The organism is Bacteroides sp. An269, from assembly GCF_002159755.1.
In the GTDB taxonomy this organism is placed as follows: Bacteria; Bacteroidota; Bacteroidia; order Bacteroidales; family Bacteroidaceae; genus Phocaeicola; species Phocaeicola intestinalis.
Map to the genome: position 1 here is coordinate 1 of NZ_NFJG01000073.1, position 21,283 is coordinate 21,283.

Annotated in this window: 14 protein-coding genes; 10 read left to right on the top strand and 4 right to left on the bottom strand. The window is 45.8% G+C overall.

Features of this window, described 5'->3' with window-relative positions:
* Positions 1-236 (top strand): hypothetical protein (locus tag B5F71_RS20795; protein ID WP_206423842.1); only part of this gene is annotated, 236 nt, incomplete at its 5' end.
* A gap of 116 nt (positions 237-352) precedes the next feature.
* On the opposite strand, the gene B5F71_RS12970 is transcribed toward B5F71_RS20795, so the two are convergent.
* From B5F71_RS12970 to B5F71_RS12985, 4 genes are all read right to left on the bottom strand, one after another.
* Positions 353-4,684 carry a two-component regulator propeller domain-containing protein gene (locus B5F71_RS12970; protein ID WP_087210980.1) on the bottom strand — a complete coding sequence of 1,444 codons (4,332 nt, stop codon included), beginning with the start codon at positions 4,682-4,684 and terminating at the stop codon, positions 353-355.
* 257 nt (positions 4,685-4,941) lie between these two features.
* Positions 4,942-8,238, bottom strand: a complete 3,297-nt coding sequence (gene secA / locus B5F71_RS12975) for a preprotein translocase subunit SecA (protein ID WP_087210982.1) — start codon at positions 8,236-8,238, stop codon at positions 4,942-4,944.
* 102 nt (positions 8,239-8,340) lie between these two features.
* On the bottom strand, positions 8,341-9,924 hold the full coding sequence (locus tag B5F71_RS12980; protein WP_022039035.1) for an alkaline phosphatase family protein: 1,584 nt from the start codon (positions 9,922-9,924) through the stop codon (positions 8,341-8,343).
* Positions 9,924-11,099 (bottom strand): DUF4105 domain-containing protein, encoded by a 1,176-nt coding sequence (locus tag B5F71_RS12985; RefSeq protein WP_087210985.1) that lies wholly within the window; start codon positions 11,097-11,099, stop codon positions 9,924-9,926. Before B5F71_RS12985 ends, B5F71_RS12980 begins: the two co-directional genes overlap by 1 nt.
* Positions 11,100-11,232: 133 nt before the next feature.
* Here B5F71_RS12985 and B5F71_RS12990 point away from each other — a divergent pair, with 133 nt between their 5' ends.
* The 9 genes from B5F71_RS12990 to B5F71_RS13030 all read left to right on the top strand — a co-directional run bounded on the left by B5F71_RS12990 (position 11,233) and on the right by B5F71_RS13030 (position 21,184).
* Positions 11,233-11,961: a type III pantothenate kinase gene (locus B5F71_RS12990; protein ID WP_022039037.1), complete on the top strand. Its 729-nt coding sequence runs from the start codon at positions 11,233-11,235 to the stop codon at positions 11,959-11,961.
* The gene (locus B5F71_RS12995; RefSeq protein ID WP_087210988.1) at positions 11,948-13,210 is read left to right on the top strand and encodes a hypothetical protein; all 1,263 of its coding nucleotides are present in this window, start codon (positions 11,948-11,950) and stop codon (positions 13,208-13,210) included. The genes B5F71_RS12990 and B5F71_RS12995 overlap by 14 nt, the downstream gene beginning before the upstream one ends.
* A 22-nt stretch (positions 13,211-13,232) precedes the next feature.
* On the top strand, positions 13,233-14,591 hold the full coding sequence (locus B5F71_RS13000; RefSeq protein WP_087210991.1) for a hypothetical protein: 1,359 nt from the start codon (positions 13,233-13,235) through the stop codon (positions 14,589-14,591).
* Positions 14,592-14,597: 6 nt separating this feature from the next.
* Positions 14,598-15,221 carry an LPS export ABC transporter periplasmic protein LptC gene (lptC, locus tag B5F71_RS13005; RefSeq protein WP_087210994.1) on the top strand — a complete coding sequence of 208 codons (624 nt, stop codon included), beginning with the start codon at positions 14,598-14,600 and terminating at the stop codon, positions 15,219-15,221.
* Between the two features lie 5 nt (positions 15,222-15,226).
* Positions 15,227-16,492 (top strand): hemolysin family protein, encoded by a 1,266-nt coding sequence (locus B5F71_RS13010; protein ID WP_087210997.1) that lies wholly within the window; start codon positions 15,227-15,229, stop codon positions 16,490-16,492.
* Positions 16,493-16,592: 100 nt separating this feature from the next.
* Entirely contained in the window at positions 16,593-18,728 is a 2,136-nt protein-coding gene (locus B5F71_RS13015; protein ID WP_087211000.1) for a peptidylprolyl isomerase, read from the top strand.
* Between the two features lie 598 nt (positions 18,729-19,326).
* A complete protein-coding gene (locus tag B5F71_RS13020; RefSeq protein WP_239465821.1) occupies positions 19,327-19,830 on the top strand; it encodes a UpxY family transcription antiterminator in 504 nt (167 codons plus the stop codon).
* Between the two features lie 102 nt (positions 19,831-19,932).
* Positions 19,933-21,057 (top strand): hypothetical protein, encoded by a 1,125-nt coding sequence (locus B5F71_RS13025; RefSeq protein WP_087211006.1) that lies wholly within the window; start codon positions 19,933-19,935, stop codon positions 21,055-21,057.
* Positions 21,035-21,184 (top strand): hypothetical protein, encoded by a 150-nt coding sequence (locus tag B5F71_RS13030; protein ID WP_225226454.1) that lies wholly within the window; start codon positions 21,035-21,037, stop codon positions 21,182-21,184. Before B5F71_RS13025 ends, B5F71_RS13030 begins: the two co-directional genes overlap by 23 nt.
* The last annotated feature ends 99 nt before the right edge of the window (positions 21,185-21,283 follow it).

Consider the following 21,283-nt stretch of genomic DNA (forward strand, 5'->3'; position numbering starts at 1 on the left):
TTGAAGTTTACGTAAATTTTCTATTTCTGATGTCGACAACTGCATTTCCATGCCGTAAAGATACAACTTTTAAACGAATTATTCGCATTTCACTTACTTTTGACTATAATAATCTTACAGGCAATGCAGCTATATGGCGGATAGAACAAAGCTTGCTTGTCATGCCGGATGTGGAAGCCAGCGTAATTGAAGAAGCGGATTGGCAATCCTGTGTGACACTGGAAACAGAGGAGTAACACCAACTGTGTGTATTCCATTAAAAAGCACAATTGCACACCGTTATATTCTATGGCAGTTCCATACATAAAAACCACCATAGAATATATTTCGTTTAAAACAACATTTGATGAACCTATTTGGAGGCATTTTCTTCTCTGTCAGCATCACCATTACCCGGAAGCACTCCCCCACTCTTCTGATAAGCAGAAGGAGTGATACCAAATTGGGTCTTAAAGCATTTACTGAAATAGAACGGGTCGTTTATGCCTACCTGACGAGCCACTTCGGCAATGGTAAACTCATCGGACTGTGCCAGCAAATCGGCCGCTTTCTTCATACGCATGACACGCAAGTATTCATTAGGCGAATAGCCGGTTATGCCACGTACTTTCCGGTAGAAAACCGACCGTCCTACCCCCATCATTGTCGCCAGGTCGTCTACCGACAGTTGAGGGTTCTCCATGTGTTTTTCTACAATCAATGTCAGACGCTCGGTAAACAATTTGTCTTTATCGGTACGGCAAAGTGCCGAACCAAGCATCGTCGGGTCGTTCGAGAACTTTTTGCGCAACTTGTCGCGCTGTTCGATAAGACGGAAGGCTCTTACCAACAGCAGTTTCAAACTAAATGGTTTTGTAATATAAGCATCTGCCCCGCAATCGATACCTTCTACATGCTTATCATCGGTACCTAATGCTGTCAGCAAGATAACGGGTATATGACTGGTTTCGAAATTGTCTTTCAACCGTCTTGTCACTTCGAAACCAGAATAGCCAGGCATCATCACATCACTGATAATCAGGTCTGCATCATATTCTAAAGCTTTCTTCAGCCCCGATATGCCATCTTCTTCAGCATCCACTTCAAAATAAGTACTCAACTCCCGTTTCAAATATTCACGCACATCGGTATCGTCTTCGATAATCAGTACTTTACGCTTATTCAGCGGAACAGGTATCTCGACATCCTTTTCCTCGCAGTCTTCTTTTGATGCATCGGAAACATTTTCCAAGAATAATTCCGTCTGCTGTTTCTCCGTCTTTTCTTCTTCCCGCAAAATCACGTTATCAGGAATCAAGAAATCTTTTTCATCGTATGCCGATGCATCCGATGGCAAAGAAACGATGAAAACCGAACCCTTTCCCCCTGCATTCTCCCGATAAGTGATTGTCCCTTTGTGAACAACGACCAATTCATGAGTCAGATGCAGACCGATTCCCATACTGCTTCCAGAGATACGATTCTTGGCAAAACGTTTGAACAGTTCTTCACGCTTTTCTTTCGGTATACCCACTCCGGTATCTGACACCTGGACTATAAATCGGTTGCCAGCCTCATCTACCTTTGCCGTCAGGATAATTGTCCCACCGGAAGGAGTATATTTGAAGGCATTAGACAACAGATTATAAACTACTTTGTCCAGCTTCTCCTTGTCGACATACATATTATAATGGTCCGTCGAAGGTTCGAAACAGAATTTCATGCGTTTGGATTCTGCCATTTCCTTAAAATTCAAAGTCAAGTCGTGCAAGAAATCCATGACATCTATTTTTTCCAATGAAAGAGTGAGCTTGTTGTTCTGCATCCGCCGGAACTCCAAGAGTTGGTTGATAAGCCGTAACAGACGCATCGTACTCTTGTCCATAACCCGTACCGAAGAAGCTATCTCCTTGGGAAGCTTCCCAGACAGATGTATTTTCTCCAACGCATTTTGTATCAGTGTAAGCGGTGTACGAAACTCGTGCGATATATTGGTAAAGAACACCAGCTTGTATTCTGTCAGCTGCTCTTCCACCTTAATCTGATTACGCAAGGCATTCATCCTTGCCAAAATGCGATATGTCAAATACAACGCCCCTCCCAACAGAAGGATATAAATCAGGTATGCCCATATTGTACGCCAAAACGGAGGAACTACAACAATCTTCAATACCGATTCTTTTTCATTCCACACTCCCAGCGAATTGCTAGCCTTGACATGCAAACGATATGTTCCGGGACGAAGGTTTTTATATGCTGCGAAATTTAATGGCGAAGGAATACTCCATTCCTTTTCATATCCTTCCAACATATAGCAGAACTTTTGTATGCCCGGCCGTACATAATCCAAGGTAGAAAAATTGACAACAAAAGAATTCTGATTATAATCCAACCTGATTTCGGACAGATAAGGCAAAGCCAATTCCAGCGGAGAGGAATCATCACCGGGACGTACGGATACTCCGTTCAGTTTCAAATCGGTAAATGTCACGACACTTTCATTTCCGGCTTCAGACACCAATATCGGATTGATGACACTCAATCCATAGTTCGTGCCGAAAGCAAGCCGCCCGTCAGGCAAACGGATACCGCAATTCTCACAATAGATATTCCCCAATACATTCGAAGAAAAGAAATGATTTTCAAAAATCCCCGTCTGCCGGTCGAAACAGGAAATGCCGTATTCTGTAGAAATCCACATATTGCCTTGCTGGTCTTCTACGAAATCCTGCACCATATTGTTTACCAGACCATCGGTCACTCCACAATGCACAAATTTCAAACGGGCATAATCCTGACCCGGCGCACAATATGAAAATCCGGCTCCGGTCTCAGCTATCCAGACATATCCTTCCGAATCAAGAACAATGCTCCGTATCTCATTACTGTACAGACTGCCATTCTCCAATGCATAATGATAATAAGCATTCGGATTACGTATCAGCTCGTCCGGCTGAAATACATAGATACCCTTGTCTGTCCCCATCCATATCCATCCTCCACGGTCTTCACACAAAATACGTACCCGGTTTTGTGCCTCCGACTGGAAAAAACGGCGAAATTGGTATTTCCCCTCTTTACGTACAGCAAGATTCAATCCTCCTCCAAAAGTAGCGACCCACATCCTTCCACGACTGTCGCACATCAAGTTATAAATCTGATTGGAAGAGAGTGAAGTCGAATCGTCCCGTTGGTGCATATAACGCTCTTCACCGACAATGATTCCCTTTCCACGCGTGCCATACCATTTCGTGCCCTCCCTGTCTTCGGCTATGGCATATACATTGGTGTTGGCTTTCAATACATTCTTTACTGCCAGCAAAGTATCATAAACGACCACATCTCCTGTACGTGTTGCCAAATAGATATCGGAACCATCGAGACAAGAAACAAACCGTACAGCATTGGAACGGTTTATTTTCTCTTCTCCATTGGGATATACCCTGGCTACATCTGTATTGACTATGTTCAATTTATCCACCCCGGTAAACTCCGAACTGACCCACATGTTACCCAACCGGTCTTCCATCAGACATAGCAGATAATCAGAACTTATGACTCCGTTATCCTTTTCACCTGTTGTAAAATGTTGCATCTCATCATGCTGCAAATCATATACATACAAACCATTCCCGTATGTAGCAATCCATAAAAGGCCACGCGAATCATGTACAATCGAATAACGTTCCTCATCAATGTAATCCAAATCCTCTTTCGTCATAAGCTGGAATTCCAATACTTTCCCACTTTCTACCTGCAGATAGCGCAATTTCCCGGAATTGTTATAAATCCAGAAATCATGCTTGTTATCTTGCTGAATCTGCACATTGCGTATATCCAACATGGGATTGGGTTTTACGTAACATCCTTGACGGAAATTAAAACAAAAATTACCAGCCGATGTATAAATCATCCACTCATCACGGTAATATACCTGACCATTGAAACGAAGAGACTTATGTACGGCAAGCTGATCCAGCTGTTTTATCTGTCCTGCCGCATCTGTCCCATACATAGAACCATCGGAAGCAAAAAAGTATGCCTTTCCCTCATACCGGTAAATATACCGGATATTCAAACGAGAATCGATAGTCAGCAATTTTCCGTCCAGCCAATGGTATAAACCGTGAGCAGTAGCAATCCATACACCTCCCTTTCCATCCGGGTAAATCTGATTCACATCATCCGATGCCAAACCTTTACCTTTCTTAAAAGATTCTGAAGTCAATGACCCTCCTTTACAGACAACCCTACGGCATCCGTCCTGAGTGCCCCATAGCCAAACATCTTCGTCTGCTTTCTCTGGAATATAAATAGAACTGTATGAATCCAAATATTCTCCACACCCGGTAAAATCAACTACCTGTCCTTTGCGCAAATCGTAACAACTATATAACGAGTTGGTATGACGTATCCATAAGAAGCCGTTTTTATCTTCAGCCAAACGATATACACGATGGTCGGCAAGCGAAATCTTCATCTCCTTTTCAGGCAAGAATGTCAGAAAAGACAAACCGTCATACCGGTTAAGTCCGTCAAGCGTACCAAACCAGATAAATCCTTTCCCATCCTGATAAATACAACGTACTGAATTATTCGCCAGACCTTCAGCAACGGTCAATCGCTCCGAACGTACATCAACTCCTCCTAAAACTGCAGTGCATATTCCCAGCCAACCCACAAGTAACAATACTATCCTTTTCATGTCTTCACGGTATCAAATGATAATGATGTGCAAACTTAAAGAAAATTATCATTCGCCCAACAAGAAAAAAGGGATTTTTGAACACAAAACCACACAAGTACCCGTACAAGTGGTCCACAGGTGTCTATTTTCCCAACAAACCTACACACAACCGCCAGACCTTTAAAAAAACATTGCCGCAAAGATGCGAAGAGGAACAATCCTCTTTCGTATCTTTACGGCAATGCATGTTTAAGTTATTATGTCAATAGAAATACTTACAAGTTCCGTCCGTGGCAGTTCTTATATTTCAAACCACTTCCACAAGGGCAAGGGTCATTGCGTCCTACCGTCTTTTCGGCACGATAAGGTTCTTTTTTAGCATCACGTGTATCTTTTCCAGCAGCTTCCTGTTGGTCGGGATCATTCAAGTCCTGCTTTTCCTCACGGTATTGCTGACGGGGTTGCTGAGGTTCGGGAGCAGCCTGACGCACTTGCTGAGGTTCTTGTACTGGAATCTGTCCGCGCATCAATACAGATATGGTATTGTTATTGATTTTATTCACCATAGCATCAAACAAATTGACTGATTCGAGTTTGAAAATCAACAACGGATCTTTTTGCTCATAGCTTGCATTCTGTACCGAATGTTTCAATTCGTCCAGTTCACGGAGATTCTCTTTCCAGGCATCATCAATCACGTGTAATAATATCGCTTTTTCGAAAGCCTTGACAATAGCCTTTCCTTCGGTTTCGTAAGCTTCTTTCAGATTCACCGAAATGTTATACATACGCTTACCGTCGGTTATCGGAATCAAAATGTTCTGATAAACCTGTCCCTGGTTCTCATACACTTGTTTGATTACCGGATTGGCAATCTGTGCCATACGTTCGGTCTTGCGCCGGAACAGGTCCATCGCACTTTGGAAAGTCTGTTCGGCAAGTTCGTCTTTGCTCTTGTTGCGGAAATCATCGCTGGTAAACGGAGTTTCCATTGCCAGTGTCTGAAGAATTTCCATCTTGGCATCTTCGTAGGCCGGCTGAGCTACTGCATTGTAGCAACGATCCCAAATCATATCTGCGATATCCATACCGATACGTTCGCCCATCAAAGCGTGACGGCGTTTCGTATAAACCACGGTACGCTGCTTGTTCATCACATCATCGTATTCCAACAAACGCTTACGAATACCGAAGTTATTCTCTTCTACCTTCTTCTGGGCACGTTCGATAGATTTCGATATCATGCTATGCTCTATCATCTCGCCTTCTTTAAAGCCCATCTTATCCATCCAATGAGCCAGACGGTCGGAAGCAAACAGACGCATCAGGTCGTCTTCCAACGATACGAAGAATACAGAAGAACCCGGGTCTCCCTGACGTCCGGCACGACCACGCAACTGACGGTCTACACGACGTGATTCATGACGTTCTGTACCAATGATAGCCAAACCGCCTGCCGCCTTCACTTCCGGACTCAGCTTGATATCGGTACCACGTCCTGCCATATTGGTGGCAATGGTCACCGTACTGCTCTGTCCTGCCTTTGCAACAATTTCCGCTTCCTTCTGATGCAATTTCGCATTCAATACGTTGTGAGGAATCTTACGAAGGGTAAGCATCTTGCTCAGCATTTCCGAGATTTCGACCGAAGTAGTACCTACCAATACCGGACGGCCTGCCTGCACCATCTTCTCGATTTCTTCGATAACAGCCTTGTACTTTTCACGCTTGGTCTTATACACCCGGTCATTCATATCAATACGGGCAATCGGACGGTTGGTCGGGATTACTACCACATCCAGTTTGTAGATGTCCCAGAATTCACCCGCTTCGGTTTCTGCTGTACCGGTCATACCTGCCAGCTTGTGATACATACGGAAATAATTCTGGAGTGTAATCGTTGCAAAAGTCTGGGTAGCAGCTTCCACCTTCACTCCTTCTTTGGCTTCTACAGCCTGATGCAAGCCATCGCTCCAGCGACGTCCTTCCATAATACGGCCGGTCTGTTCGTCAACAATCTTCACCTGACCGTCCATGACTACGTAATCGGTATCTTTTTCGAACATCGTGTATGCCTTCAGCAACTGGTTGATGGTATGTACACGTTCTGCCTTGATGGCATAGTTCGTCATGAATTCATCTTTTTTGGCAAGCTTTTCTTCATCGCTCAATCCGGGAGCATTTTCCAGTTCCGAAAGTTGGGCTGCAATATCGGGCAACACAAACAATGTAGGATCTTGAGATTTTCCGGTAATCAAGTCGATACCCTTATCGGTCAGGTCTACGCTCTTCAGTTTTTCGTCAATTACGAAATACAAAGGTTCTACCGCCTCGGGCATACGCTTGTTGTTCTGCTCCATATAGATTTCTTCGGTCTTCAGCATGCCCGCCTTGATACCCGGTTCGCTCAAGAACTTAATAAGTGGCTTGTTCTTCGGCAACGCCTTATGGCTCCGGAACAAGGCAAGGAAACCGGCTTCCTGGTCTTCTTTCTTGTCCGAAGCTATCAGACGCTTGGCATCTGCCAGATACTGAGTAGCCAGTTTACGCTGTGCTTCTACCAGTCTTTCCACCAACGGGCGAAGCACTTCGAACAATTGCTCGTCACCTTTGGGCACCGGACCGGAAATAATCAGCGGCGTACGTGCATCGTCAATCAAGACCGAGTCGACCTCATCGACAATGGCATAATTATGCTGACGCTGTACCAAGTCTTTGGGGCTTACTGCCATATTGTCACGCAAATAATCGAAGCCGAATTCGTTATTGGTACCAAATGTAATGTCTGCCATATAAGCACGGCGGCGGGCTTCCGAGTTGGGCTGATGCTTGTCAATGCAATCCACGCTCAAACCATGGAACATATAAAGCGGCCCCATCCATTCCGAGTCACGCTTAGCCAAGTAATCATTTACGGTTACGACATGCACACCGTTTCCGGTCAAAGCATTGAGGAATACCGGAAGCGTAGCCACCAGAGTCTTACCTTCACCTGTTGCCATTTCGGCAATCTTGCCTTGATGCAATACCACACCACCGAAAAGCTGTACATCATAATGCACCATATTCCAGGTAATCTCATTACCACCAGCTATCCAATGATTCTTCCAGACAGCCTTTTCACCTTCTATCCGTACGAAATCACGTCCTTGTGCAGCCAGATTGCGGTCCATTTCGGTAGCTGTGACCTCGATTTCTTCATTCTCGGCGAAACGACGTGCCGTATCTTTTACAATCGCAAAAGCTGTAGGCAACACATCATTCAATGCCTTTTCGTATTTGTCGAGCACCTCTTTCTCCAGCTTGTCTATCTGATTGAAAATCGGCTCACGTTTTTCGATGTCTGTTGCTTCGATAGTTGCTTTCAAGTCTGCAATCTTCTGAGTCTCTGCAATTGCAGAATCCTTGATATACTTTTTCAATTCTTCTGTCTTGGCACGCAACTCATCGTTCGTCAACTTCTGGATTTCCGGATATACTTCCTTTACCTTGTTTACCCACGGCTGAATCTCTTTCATGTCACGAGTAGCCTTGTTTCCGAAAATCTTACTTATAAATTCATTAAATCCCATTTTATGTTGTTGTTTTTATTATTTCTATTAAAAATGATTTTGTTAATTCGGTTGCAAAGATAAGCAATTCGCCATGTATCCGAAAAGCTTCTTGATACAAAATTACTTGCGAATGCCTGTAAGAGGGGCTGACATCGCAGCATTAGGCGCCCGAATGCGCATGAAGTGAGCTACCGTAGGAGCTATTGTAGCTACTTTTACCGGAGTATACAGAATTTCCGGCTTGATGTTGTTACCAATGAAAATAAGCGGAACCGATGCATACGTATCCCGCACTACATGAGTAGAATGTGAAACCTCATCGATAACCGACCAGCCGGGCATCACCTCCACGTAAATATCTCCCGAACAATTCGGATTGAATGTATTGCGGATTTTATCGATACGCGGAGTCCATGCTCCCAACAACAGGCGTTGTGAAGAATATGCCGTACGCACGCCACTCATCTGCACAATAAAATCAGAAGCACAGTTCAGTATCTCCGTCAGGTTCAGCTTGCGGTCTTCTATCAGCTTATGGTTCAAGTAGATTTGACGGTCGTAATACGTCTCCACGTATTGCCCGGGACCGTATATCGCCATCAAATACATGTTCAGCAAAGCGGCACAACGCTCGATGTGAAATTCACCGCTGGGGATACGATATTGCTCAGGGTCTTTAGGTTCCGAATCCGCATACCCCGTCGAAGTTATGAAGAACAGCGTATTGGCAAGCCCTACCCTACGGTCTATCAGTTCCAGCAATTCGCCGATGGAATGATCCAGGCGCACATACATATCCTGAATTTCCATTGCATATTCCGTATTCGGCTTGTGCGCATAGTTGCCCGCATAATACGAAAGGGTGAGCAGGTCGGGAATATTGTCTTTTCCCACCTGAGTATGAAGCAGACATGCATCTACCAAACGGTTCACCTCATCATTCACATACGGACTGGTCTTGAACTTCCTGTATTTTTCCAACCGCTCATCCGAAAAATCGTGTTTGAAAGTCAGTTGCTTGGCGGTAGATGTCACATAACGGTACGAAGTGACTGGCAAATAAGGTCCCCATGTCAAACTACCGATACGGAAATCAAGCCCTTCCTGGTCATTATAGGTAGTCACCCAGTCGGGAAACGTACCATAGTAAGTAGAACCACACCACTTACCTGTTTCATCATTCAGCCAAAGCGCACACTTTGCTGCATGTCCGGCGGAAAGAATCGCCATTTCGCGTGTAGGAGCAATAGAATATACTTCGGCAGCCCCGTTCGATGCCACCATCAGCTCATCCGACAAGGTAGATACCAACAAGTGCTGGGGCGAAGTGCTTTCGGAGGTATAAATGCCCATATAGGCAGGATCGTCTACACACTTTACCATCCGGAGTGTATTACGGTCCATCCAGCGGTTGCCCACAATGCCATTATAATAAGGTGTAGTGCCCGTGTAAACCGATGCCACTGCCGACGAGCGGTCGATATTGATAAAGTCGTATTCCGCATTACAATACACCCGCCCTTCTTTCATCAGCCGTTTGAAGCCTTTCTCGCCATACAAGGCAGAGAATGCCTCGATGTAATCCGAACGGAGCTGGTCGATGGTAAGGCCAACTACCAGACGGGGTACGGGTGACGCGGTCTGTGCCTGCAGCCCGGTCAGTACAATCACGGTGATTAAAGATGTCAGTATGCGTTCTTTCATTACTTTTTGTTCCAAACTAATATACGGCTCACGGAGTTCACCAGCAAACCGAGTGCCAAAGGTAATACTGTTAAATTAAATTCTTGCCCACAAATCGGGATTATCACCATAAATAATGTTAAATACACGATATTTATGACATGATAAGGGTCTTTCAGCCCTTTTTTCTCATGAAAAACGAGGAATGGAAGGTAGAACAACGGCACCGGATTGAACAACCAGAGCAACCAGTTCGAGCCTACCGTGGGGTGGGTAGAGAAGAAAAACAGGAAAGCGACGATACACCCTGCCAGCCCCTGCAGCAAGAGCAACACTACGTCCCATCCCCACCACACACACCGATGCTTCCATTGTACCCATCCCATCACGATGCAAACAATGAGGAACAAGATACCACACGCCACCGGAGATAAAGGAAAACCTGGTTCCACTGGTTCAGGATCGACATTGACGATAGTTGTCTTTTCGGACACCAACGGACGCTTCACTCCGGCGGACGACACAATATAAGCACTATCCGCATAATGTAACATATAGAAAGGAGCAAACATCTGCAGGCGTTTTCCTATCTCCCGGTCCGCCTCCACACCCAGGCAAAGGTCGATACCGAATTCGTCCCACAGAGCTTCGGAGGTAAACTCGTGAATGATGCTACGGAATGTCTTTCCGCCGATAGAATCGGCATACACCACTTTTCCTTCGATAGCTTTCTCTATCTGGTCGCGGGCACGGGTGGTACAGTTATCATAAAAATAATTATACCGGTACACCCGATTCTCAGGACGGTAATTCTCTTCGAGCAATCCCAGAAGCCTCAACTTTTCCTCCTGTGTCAGGTTCAGCACTTGCTGATACACCGAAGAGCCACGCATGGCATATTCAGCCCTAAAATATATATAAGGTGTAATACCTAGCTGATAATCGGTCTCTCCTTTCACGAAACGCCACACGAAATGCGGCTCACGGAAATTGAACATCCCGTAATTGAATACCAGGTCAATCTTCCTCGTATAGTTCTCGTACCGGATAGCCGTATGCCCGAAGTGCGCATAAATTTCGCTTCCCGGCGCACAGGTAAGCAAGCTGAACCGTATGCTGTCCGACTTGAAGCTGGCTGCGCGGGCAAACCCGACTATAAGCAACGCCAAGAGCAAGTATATGAGTTTCCTCTTCATTCTATATTCGTTTCTGTCTCAATCCGGGTGCAAAAATACAAGGAATAATTCAGATGTTCGAAAGAAATTATGAGTTTTATTGCGTGACCTATTCATTTTTTAATTTACTTTGCACCGCAAAAAACGAAAAGAAGTGAACTTAGTTATCGACATAGGCAACACTGTTGCCAAACTTGCCGTATTCGACAAAGAAGAGATGGTAGAAGTGCTCCGCGGGTCAAACCATTCGCTGGACTATCTTCCCATGCTATGCCACAAATACCCCATCGGACACATCATCATTGCATCTGTCATCTCGCTCAGCAATACGATACGCAGGCAGCTGAAGAAGATAGACCTGCCCATTCTGGAATTGACGTACGAAACTCCTGTACCCATCCGGAATATGTATAAAACCCCGAAAACATTGGGCATGGACCGGCTGGCAGCAGTAGTAGGAGCCAATTACCTATGTCCGGACAAGAACCTGCTGGTCGTCGATGCGGGTACGGCACTCACCTATGAGTTCATCGATGCACAAGGATGCTACTGGGGAGGAAACATCTCGCCAGGCATCTATACCCGCTTCAAAGCCTTGAACGCTTGTTGCGACAAGCTTCCTCTGATAGAAAAAGGAGGCGACCTGCCCGAGTTCGGCTACAGTACCGAAACCGCAATCCGCGCAGGTGTCATCAAAGGCATCGAGTTCGAAATCATGGGCTATATCCGTCTGATGCAAAAAAAATACCCTGACCTTTTGGTTTTTTTAACCGGAGGAGATAAATTTTCTTTTGATACAAACTTAAAAAGTATCATCTTTGCAGACAGATTTTTAGTATTGAAAGGTTTAAACAGAATATTGAATTATAATGTTAAGAAATAAAGCACTTCTACTCAGCGTCTTGATGATAGGAAGCTGGTTGACGGCCTCTGCCCAGTCAAGCACGAACTCTCCTTATACACGATATGGTCTGGGCGACTTGTCCGACCGCGGTTTTGCCAACAATGCAGCCATGGGAGGCATCGGTTACGGCCTGCGTTACAGCGAACACATCAACCTGACCAATCCGGCATCCATATCTTCGGTCGACTCTCTTTCGTTCATGTTCGATATGGGAATGAGCCTGAAAAGTTCGAACTACAAGGAAAACGGCATCAGTTCCAATGCCAAGAACTCCAGCTTTGACTATATCGCCATGCAGTTCCGCCTGCACAAGCGCTTGGGTATTGCCGTCGGATTCACTCCGTTTTCGAACGTAGGATATAACTTTTCGACCACTACCCCTGTAGAAGGAAGCGAAAGCTATACGGCTACCAATACATTTTATGGCGACGGAGGTCTGCAACAGATTACCGCAGGGCTGGGATTCAAGATACTGGATAACCTTTCTATCGGAGCAAGTGCCGGATACATGTACGGCTCGCTCAATTACCAGTCCAGTGTAGGATTCAACACTACCAGCGACCAGACCATTGTCTACAACGAAGTCAGGGTAAAAAGCTATGTGGCCAATTTTGGCTTGCAATACACCCAGAAGATCAACAAGACTGACAACCTGACACTGGGCTTGGTGTACGAACTGGGACATACCCTGAACTCGACCGACACGCGAGGCATTCAAGTTACCGACAATTCGAATTATTCTACAACAAACGAAACGAACATATACGATTCGTATGGCATTCCGCACACATTCGGTGCCGGTGTGGCATATATGCATAAAAACAGGCTGACCATCGGTGCCGACTATACCCTGCAAAAATGGGGTTCGGTAAAATACAACAACCAGACCGATATGTATAAAGACCGCAGCAAAATCGCGATAGGAGCCGAATACCTGCCCAACCCCATCGGAAGAAACTACTTGGCACGGGTACGTTACCGCGTAGGCTTCAACTATGCCACTCCTTACCTGAAGCTTCCCCAATTCGAAGGTCCTTCCGAATACAGTGTCAGTGCCGGATTCGGATTCCCTCTCAATGTATTTCAATACAGGACTATCTTAAGCCTGACAGGAGAATATGTACGCGTGCAGCCTTCAGTTGCCAATGTATTATCAGAGAACCGCTTTGTCATCAAGTTGGGCCTGACCTTCAACGAACGCTGGTTCATGAAATGGAAAGTCAACTAAGGAAGCGGTTATCCGCAATGCCATGAAGTATGCAGGTTTATTGGTAATATGGCTCCTCTGTTCCCTTTCAGCCAATGCACAAAAAGGAATAGAAGATGGTTCACGCTTCGGACACGGTGAAGATAGTGTCCGGTGCATACAGCATATTGCCCTGTATAAAACTTATCTGCAAAAAAATGATTTTGCCCAAGCCTACAGCCCATGGAAATCGGTATTTACCGAAGCCCCCTGGGCATCTCCCAATATCTACACCGATGGCACCCAAATCCTGCGTGCACTGATTGCCGATTCGGATAACAAAACAAAGGAAGAGGATTACTTGACAGAATTGATGAATATACATGACCAGCACATACAATATTTGGATTCATTGAACACATTGACCCATACACCGGTTACCCCCGGATTCGTCTTGGGGATGAAGATACACGACTATGTCATGTTCTCGGGTACCGACATCAATATAGACAAGGCATACAGAAAAGAACAAGAAGCCATCGGCATGGAAAAAGAGAAGTCCACTTATTATATGCTGGAAGACCTCATGGACCTGTCGCTGCAAAAATTGAAAACAAATGCCGGACACATCGAACAGTTTATCCAAGACTACTTGAAGGCATCCCACTACATCCGCTTCCGGCTGGAAAGCACCATAAACGACCCACAGAAGCAACATCTATGGTCGATAACAAAAGACTACATAGACACCCGCTTTATCGAGAGCAGATGTGTAACCTGTGAGGACTTACAAAAACTATATGCCCCCAAAATAGAACAGCATAGAACCGACCTGGCATATATCAATCTGGTTCTTTCTACCCTGAGACAACTGAAGTGCACGGGTGAAGAAGTATATCTGACGGCTTCAGAAGCCGCCTATACCTTAACGCCTACAGCTGGACTTGCAGCAGAATGTGGACGCTTATGCTATCAAAGGGGCAAAATAGAAGAAAGCATAACCTACTTTGACGAGGCGGCAATGCTGGCCGCCAATCCTGCGGACAAAGCCGAATATTGCTATCGTGCGGCAAGAGTCTTGTTTCAAGACAAACAATGGAAACGGGCAAAACAATATGCACTCAAATCCATATCCCTTGATAAAGACGAAGGTAAACCGTATATATTGATTGCGCAAATGTATGCTTCGAACCCCAACTGGTGCAAAGAAGCTACCCTGAACCAATGCACTTACTTTGCCGTAATCGACAAGCTGCAAAAAGCCCAATCAGTCGATACAAGCACAGCCGATGAAGCAACCCAGCTCATCAATACCTACCAGAAACATATCCCTACCGAAAAAGCACTTGCCGGCTTGGGACTGAAGAAAGGCAACGCCGTCATTTTGGGCGGATGGATAAACGAAACCATAATCTTAAGATAAACCGACATGATACAACATAAACCGAACCAAAAGAAATACATGATACCGCTGTGCCTGACGATTGCCGTATGGGCAATTTTAATGGTTGTCTTACTGCCTTCATGCGGGAAAAAAGAAAATCTGGCAGAAGCTGTAGGAAAAGGAGACTCCATCCCAGACATGCGCACCACCGGAGTAACCACCTACATCTCCGACTCTGGAATGATACGCTATAAAATCATTACAGCCGAATGGCTTGTTTACAGCCGGATAGACACCCCGTATTGGGCATTCCAGAAAGGCATTTACCTGGAAAAGTTCGATACCCTGTTCCACATAGACGCCAGCATCAAAGCAGATACGGCTTTTTATTACGAACCCAAGAAATTATGGGAACTTCGCGGCAATGTACATATACGTAGCCAACGGGGCGACAAATTCGACACCCAACTGATGTATTGGGACCAAGGCAAAGAACGAATCTATTCCGACCGCTATATCCGGATCGAACAGCCTGACAAAATACTAACCGGATACGGATTCGAATCGAATCAGCAAATGAGCGAATACCAAATATTCAATAATACCGGTATCTTTACCGTAGAAGATACAGCACCGGCAGATACCGTCCAACAACCGAAAACCAATTAAGTGACATGACGAGCCTTATCATTAACCTAATCATATGCATGACACTTTCCGTCTTTTTCGCAGGGACGGAAATAGCTTTCCTCTCCTCCAGCAAGTTACGCTTCGAGATGAGGAAAGACAATAGCTTGTCGGCACAGATTCTTTCCAAATTTTACCACGATGCCAATCACTTCGTGTCTACCATGCTGGTAGGAAACAACCTCTCGTTGGTAATGTTCTGCATCGGGATGACACAATTGTTCGGGCAATATGCATTCCCCCGTACATCCCTGCCTGCTGCCTGGATAATAATCATCGAAATCCTGACCTCTACGGCAATCATGATTCTCACCATCGAATTTATCCCCAAAACATTGTTCAAGATGTTTCCAGGACACATGTTGCGACTTTTTGCCGTACCCGCCTTCATCTTCTATATAATCCTGTATCCCATCAGCTGGCTTGTGGCATCACTCTCCACCGGCATTTTACGCATATCCGGACATAAAGTCGATAAAAAAGTAAAAGAAAAGGCATTCACCAAAGTCGACCTCGACACATTTATTGAAAACAGCTTGAAAGACACGAATGACCCGGAGAACATCAACACCGAAATCGAACTGTTCCGCAATGCCCTCGACTTTACGAATATCAAGGTACGCGACTGCATGATTCCCCGTACCGAAATCATAGCTGTAGAACTCGATACTCCGCTCGAAAAACTAAAAGAAACATTTATCGAGCATGGCATCAGTAAAATCATCGTCTATAAAGAAAGCATTGACAATATCGTAGGCTATATCCATTCCTCTGAAATGTTCAAGCCTCTCACCGACTGGCACAAAAACATACGCCGCATCCCTATCGTACCCGAATCGATGAGTACCCATAAACTGATGAAACTGTTGATGCAGCAAAAACGGTCACTTGCCGTAGTAGTCGATGAGTTCGGAGGTACATCAGGTATTGTATCCATGGAAGATCTGGTAGAAGAAATCCTGGGTGACATTGAAGATGAACATGATACCAAATCTACCATAGCCAAAGCCATCGGTGACAACGAATACATTTTCTCCGGACGGCTTGAAATTGAAAAGGCAAACGAGGAATTCGGACTCAACCTGCCCGAAAGCGACGAATATCAAACCATCGGAGGGCTGATTCTCCACGAATTCCAAAGCTTTCCCAAACCTCATGAAATAGTAAACATCAACCATTTTCATTTCAAGATAATCAAGGTCACAGCTACGAAAATAGAGCTGGTCAAACTGAAAGTTATGCCTCAAACATAAGGAAAACATCATTTTTTTGAGGAAAAACGACACTGCTACGTACATTTTTTGTATCTTCGTGCGCTAAAAGGAAAAACAATAAACAAAATAATAACTTTAAATGGCAACTTTACAATCAATTAGAAGCAAAGGACCACTTTTGGTCATCGTAATCGGTCTTGCCTTATTCGCTTTCATTGCGGGTGATGCATGGAAAGTTCTCCAGCCGCATCAGGGAAGACAAGACGTCGGAGAAGTCAATGGAGAAAAACTCTCCGCACAAGAGTATCAAAAAATGGTAGATGAATTCAGCGAAGTCATCAAGCTGACCAACGGGCTGAACTCGTTGAACGAAGACCAGCTGACAAACGTCAAAGACCAGGTATGGAACACTTATGTCACCAACCAGCTGATAGCAGGAGAAGCAGAGAAACTGGGACTGACTGTTACCGATAAAGAACTTCAGGCAGTCATCGACGAAGGTACGAACCCGCTGCTGATGCAGACTCCGTTCCGTAACCCACAGACAGGAGCATTCGACAAGGATATGCTGAAAAAATTCCTGGTAGAATATGCCAACCTGGGCTCATCACAAATGCCTGCACAATATGTAGAGTATTACCAAAAACTAGGTAACTTCTGGACATTTGTAGAAAAGACATTGAGACAATCTTTGCTGGCATCCAAATACCAGAATCTGATTGCAAAATCCTTGATTTCGAACCCGGTGGCAGCAGAAGATGCTTTCAAGGGACGCACCGAACAAAGCGACCTGCTTCTGGCTGGGGTTCCTTATGCCAGCATCAGCGATTCTACCATCACCGTATCCGATGAAGAAATCAAGAACTTATACAACGAACGGAAAGAATCTTACAAACAACCGGTCGAGACCCGTGACATCCAGTACATCGATGTACATGTAGTACCTTCTGCCGAAGACCGCGGTGCCGTATTGAAGGAAGTAACCGAATTTACAGACCAACTGGACAAAACCACTACAGACTATGCTTCATTTGTCCGCTCTACCGGTTCTACCGTCAACTATACAGGCGTAGCCATCAACAAGACTTCACTGCCACAAGATGTAGCAGCCCGTCTTGACTCTGCGTCAGTCAACGAAGTATACGGTCCTTATTACAATGCGGGCGATGACTCGTACAACACGTTCAAGATTCTTGCCAAGACTACGGCTCCCGACTCTATCCAATTCCGTCAGATTCAGGTAATGGCAGACACAGAAACAAGACGTACCGAACTGGCAGACAGCATTTTCAATGCTATCAAGGGAGGTGCCGACTTTGCAGAAGTGGCAAAAGCATACGGACAGACAGGCGAAGCTACATGGGTGAATGCCATGAGCTGGGAAGGTGCTGCATTGGATGCTGACAACTTGAAGTACATCCAGACACTTATCAACCAGCCGGTAAACGAACTGAAGAACCTGAAAGTAGGACAAGCCAACCTGATTCTTCAGGTAATGAGCAAAAAGGCTATGAAACCGAAATATGATGTAGCCGTTATCAAATGCCCGGTTGAATTCAGCAAAGAAACATACAATGATGCTTATAACAAATTCAGCCAGTTCGTAGCACAGAACACAACGCTGGAAGACATGAAAAAGAACGCAGAAGAAGCCGGTTACACAGTAATTCCACGTTCCGATTTCACCAGCGATGCACACTACGTAGGCAACATCCACTCTACCCAGGAAGCCTTGAGATGGATTTTCAACGCTAAAGCTGGCGAAGTTTCTCCGCTTTACGAATGTGGAGACAATGACCACATGATTATGGTAGGCGTAGAAGCCATCAACAAAAAAGGTTACGTCAACATCAACAAAGTGGCAAACATGCTGCGTAACGAAATCATCCGCAACAAGAAAGCCGAACAATTGATGGGACAAATGAAGGACTTCAACAGCCTGGCACAAATAAAAGAAATGAAAGATGCCGTAAGCGACAGCGTTAAACACGTAACGTTCAATGCCCCGGCATACATTTCTGTTACACATGCCAGCGAACCTGCCATCAGTGCTTACGCTTCGAAAACCGACGTAGAAAAGGTATCGGCACCTATCAAAGGCAACGCAGGTGTCTATATGATTCAAGTATACGCCAAAAACAAAGGCAGCGAAGAATTTGATGCTAAAAAAGAAGAATCTGCACTCTCATCCATGAGTTCAGCCTATGCAAATCAATGCATCTCCGAACTGCGTGAAAAAGGTAAAGTAACCGACCAGCGTTATTTATACTTCTAACGACAACTACCCCATTCAAACAAGGAAGGTGTGCCGAAATGAAAACTAACTTTTCGGCACACCTTCCTTGTTTTTTATCCATTCAGAATTTGTTTTGAAACGCGGATTAACCCAGATTAGCACGGATAATAGTTTATACTATATGCGGTATAGACTATGTATTTTAATGAAACATAACTATTCACCACAGAGGCCACAGAGTACCACAGAGGAAAAATTTAAAAGACTCTGTGTACCTCCTTTAGTGTCAGTGGTGAGAAATGCACAAATCTGTATCACGCATAATATATAACAATTCAACCAGGGGAAAAATGAACATCTCCTATTATGAGACGGATGGAATCCGTCATGGAAACCAACACCGATGCAGGCGTTGTTGGGAGCAGTGACGGAGCTGGAACAATCTTATGAAAATAAAGAGAAGCCAACAGTCAGATGCGCATAACTGCTTGTTATTGAGCATTTTACAATAGCTTGCAGGGTTAGAAAAAATGTCCCTGCCTGAACCATGAATGAATCTTACCCTAACATACAGGACGGTATCCCGGCGGCAGACGCCGCTTTGCCCGATGAACACGGCCGTTTGAAATGGTTCGTCATGCGCGACCTTAAAAGATGCAACGCCAGGCTACCGGCATACAGGCTGTTCAAGGAGCTGGGGATAGAGGCTTTTACACCGATGGTGTGGAAACTTTCGGTAAGGCATGGCAAACGGTGCCGTGAGAAAGTCCCTTTCATGCAGGACCTGCTTTTCGTGCATGACACCCGGCATTCCATCGACTCAGTCGTTGAATCGTACAACACCATCCAGTACCGCTATGTGCGTGGCGGCTACAGGATCCCCATGACGGTAAGGGATGCCGACATGCAGCGTTTCATCCACGCCGTAGAGTCCTCCGAGAGTCCACGTTATTACACACCGGATGAAATATCCTCCGACATGATAGGCAGGAAAGTACGTATTATCGGCGGTTTCCTGGACGGTTATGAAGGATATCTGCAAAAACTGCAGGGTTCACGCATCAGGCGTCTGTTCATCGGGCTCCCCAACCTCCTGACCGCTTCCGTTGAGGTACAGCCGGAATACATCCTGTTTTTATAGTGGACAAGGTATCAGTTGACAAGGCAACAAGGTTCTGATTACACTAATGGCATCTAAAACCTCGTCAACTTGTCAACCCGTTAACTTGTCACCTGAAATAAAATGTATACGATAGACCAGTTCAAGTCCCGATGGAAACGCCTTCACCATCCGTCCATGAACGTGGACGGCGACGTGGCTTTCTTTTATGGGATCTATGTCAGGCTGCACCATCTGGCGGAACAGGATGCACGGGCATTCGATGGGCGGCTTATCCTTTCCCTGCTGCTTTATACGGAAAATACCGTCGCCATCGGGCTTGACGACGTTTACGAAGACATGTACCGCAGCCTGGGCAATGTGGTGTTCCGGTGGTGCGACGGATCCGGCATGAGTGCCAATGCCACCTCACAGGTCCACGACCTTGTGTCACAGGCTGTGGCGGATGCCCCCTGCAGCGCCCTCAGGCAATGGATAACGGAAAGCGTGCTGTCATGCGACTTCCAGCGTCTGAGCGATGTGCTGACCTATTTTGCACGGGAAGACAGGGTCCTGCGGCATGTCTATCCGGACTTGCGCTGCCGCAAGCCGATGTTCCTGCGGATCGCCGGAGAAAAGCAGGCAGCCCGGCAGATGTTATGGGCGGACCTTGCCTTCAACTGGCAGGACAAACACGGCAATTCCCTGCCGGCTACTTTGGCAAGGCAGTGCCGTCAGACGGCTCCTTTAATGGAGGAGTGGGAAAGAGTCCCGTTGCAGGAAGCGGCAAGCCTTCTCGATACCGTCTGTTCCGAACGGCTGGATACCTATACAGTCATTGGCGTGAAAGACGGACGTACATACACTTTGCGCCACAGGGACGGCAGGCTGTTCAAGGACGTAACGTCCCATAGTTCTGTTCCTGAGGATGTACGGACCGGCTGTCTCGCCGCCCAGCTCGTCCTTTATAAGGACAAGGCATACATCAGTGGGCCTGCTGTCCGGCTTACGGATGACGCCGCAGCCGGCTGGAACGGGGAGGCCATCTGGAGCGACATCTTTAAAAAGGAGCACGAGGCAGCAAGGCAGGTCTACTTCACCACACCGTTCGGCAGACGGATCAGCCTTTACGAAGACCTGTATACCATCCCGGAAGACCCTGATGAAGCCAGCTATGCCGGCATGGGCATCTACCTGGACGAACCCAACATCTTCGATTTCCTGGAATGGCTGAAGCCGTCGGATAATGCTCAAGGAGTATCACGATGAGCCAGACAAGCTACACGGGTGGGAAGACTCCAAGTCTGCCTGCATCATCAACGGCGGCAAGAACCTCATCGCCCCGAACGCGCGGCAGGCAGAACAGACCATACAGGATAGTATCCACGAAAAATGAATATATACTGCATCGGCAGTTGAATATATACTGCAACTGCTGATGAATATATACTGCAACTGCCGATGAATATATACTGCAACTGCCGATGCAGTATAT

Excerpts from the sequence above, each read along its gene's own strand:
- B5F71_RS12980 (WP_022039035.1), bottom strand. The coding sequence starts at position 9,924 with ATGAAAGAACGCATACTGACATCTTTAATCACCGTGATTGTACTGACC.
- B5F71_RS13010 (WP_087210997.1), top strand. The coding sequence starts at position 15,227 with ATGACGAGCCTTATCATTAACCTAATCATATGCATGACACTTTCCGTC.
- B5F71_RS13020 (WP_239465821.1), top strand. The coding sequence starts at position 19,327 with ATGCGCGACCTTAAAAGATGCAACGCCAGGCTACCGGCATACAGGCTG.
- lptC (WP_087210994.1), top strand. The coding sequence starts at position 14,598 with ATGATACAACATAAACCGAACCAAAAGAAATACATGATACCGCTGTGC.
- B5F71_RS12995 (WP_087210988.1), top strand. The coding sequence starts at position 11,948 with ATGTTAAGAAATAAAGCACTTCTACTCAGCGTCTTGATGATAGGAAGC.
- B5F71_RS13025 (WP_087211006.1), top strand. The coding sequence starts at position 19,933 with ATGTATACGATAGACCAGTTCAAGTCCCGATGGAAACGCCTTCACCAT.
- B5F71_RS13030 (WP_225226454.1), top strand. The coding sequence starts at position 21,035 with ATGCTCAAGGAGTATCACGATGAGCCAGACAAGCTACACGGGTGGGAA.
- B5F71_RS12970 (WP_087210980.1), bottom strand. The coding sequence starts at position 4,684 with ATGAAAAGGATAGTATTGTTACTTGTGGGTTGGCTGGGAATATGCACT.
- B5F71_RS12985 (WP_087210985.1), bottom strand. The coding sequence starts at position 11,099 with ATGAAGAGGAAACTCATATACTTGCTCTTGGCGTTGCTTATAGTCGGG.
- secA (WP_087210982.1), bottom strand. The coding sequence starts at position 8,238 with ATGGGATTTAATGAATTTATAAGTAAGATTTTCGGAAACAAGGCTACT.
- B5F71_RS13000 (WP_087210991.1), top strand. The coding sequence starts at position 13,233 with ATGAAGTATGCAGGTTTATTGGTAATATGGCTCCTCTGTTCCCTTTCA.
- B5F71_RS13015 (WP_087211000.1), top strand. The coding sequence starts at position 16,593 with ATGGCAACTTTACAATCAATTAGAAGCAAAGGACCACTTTTGGTCATC.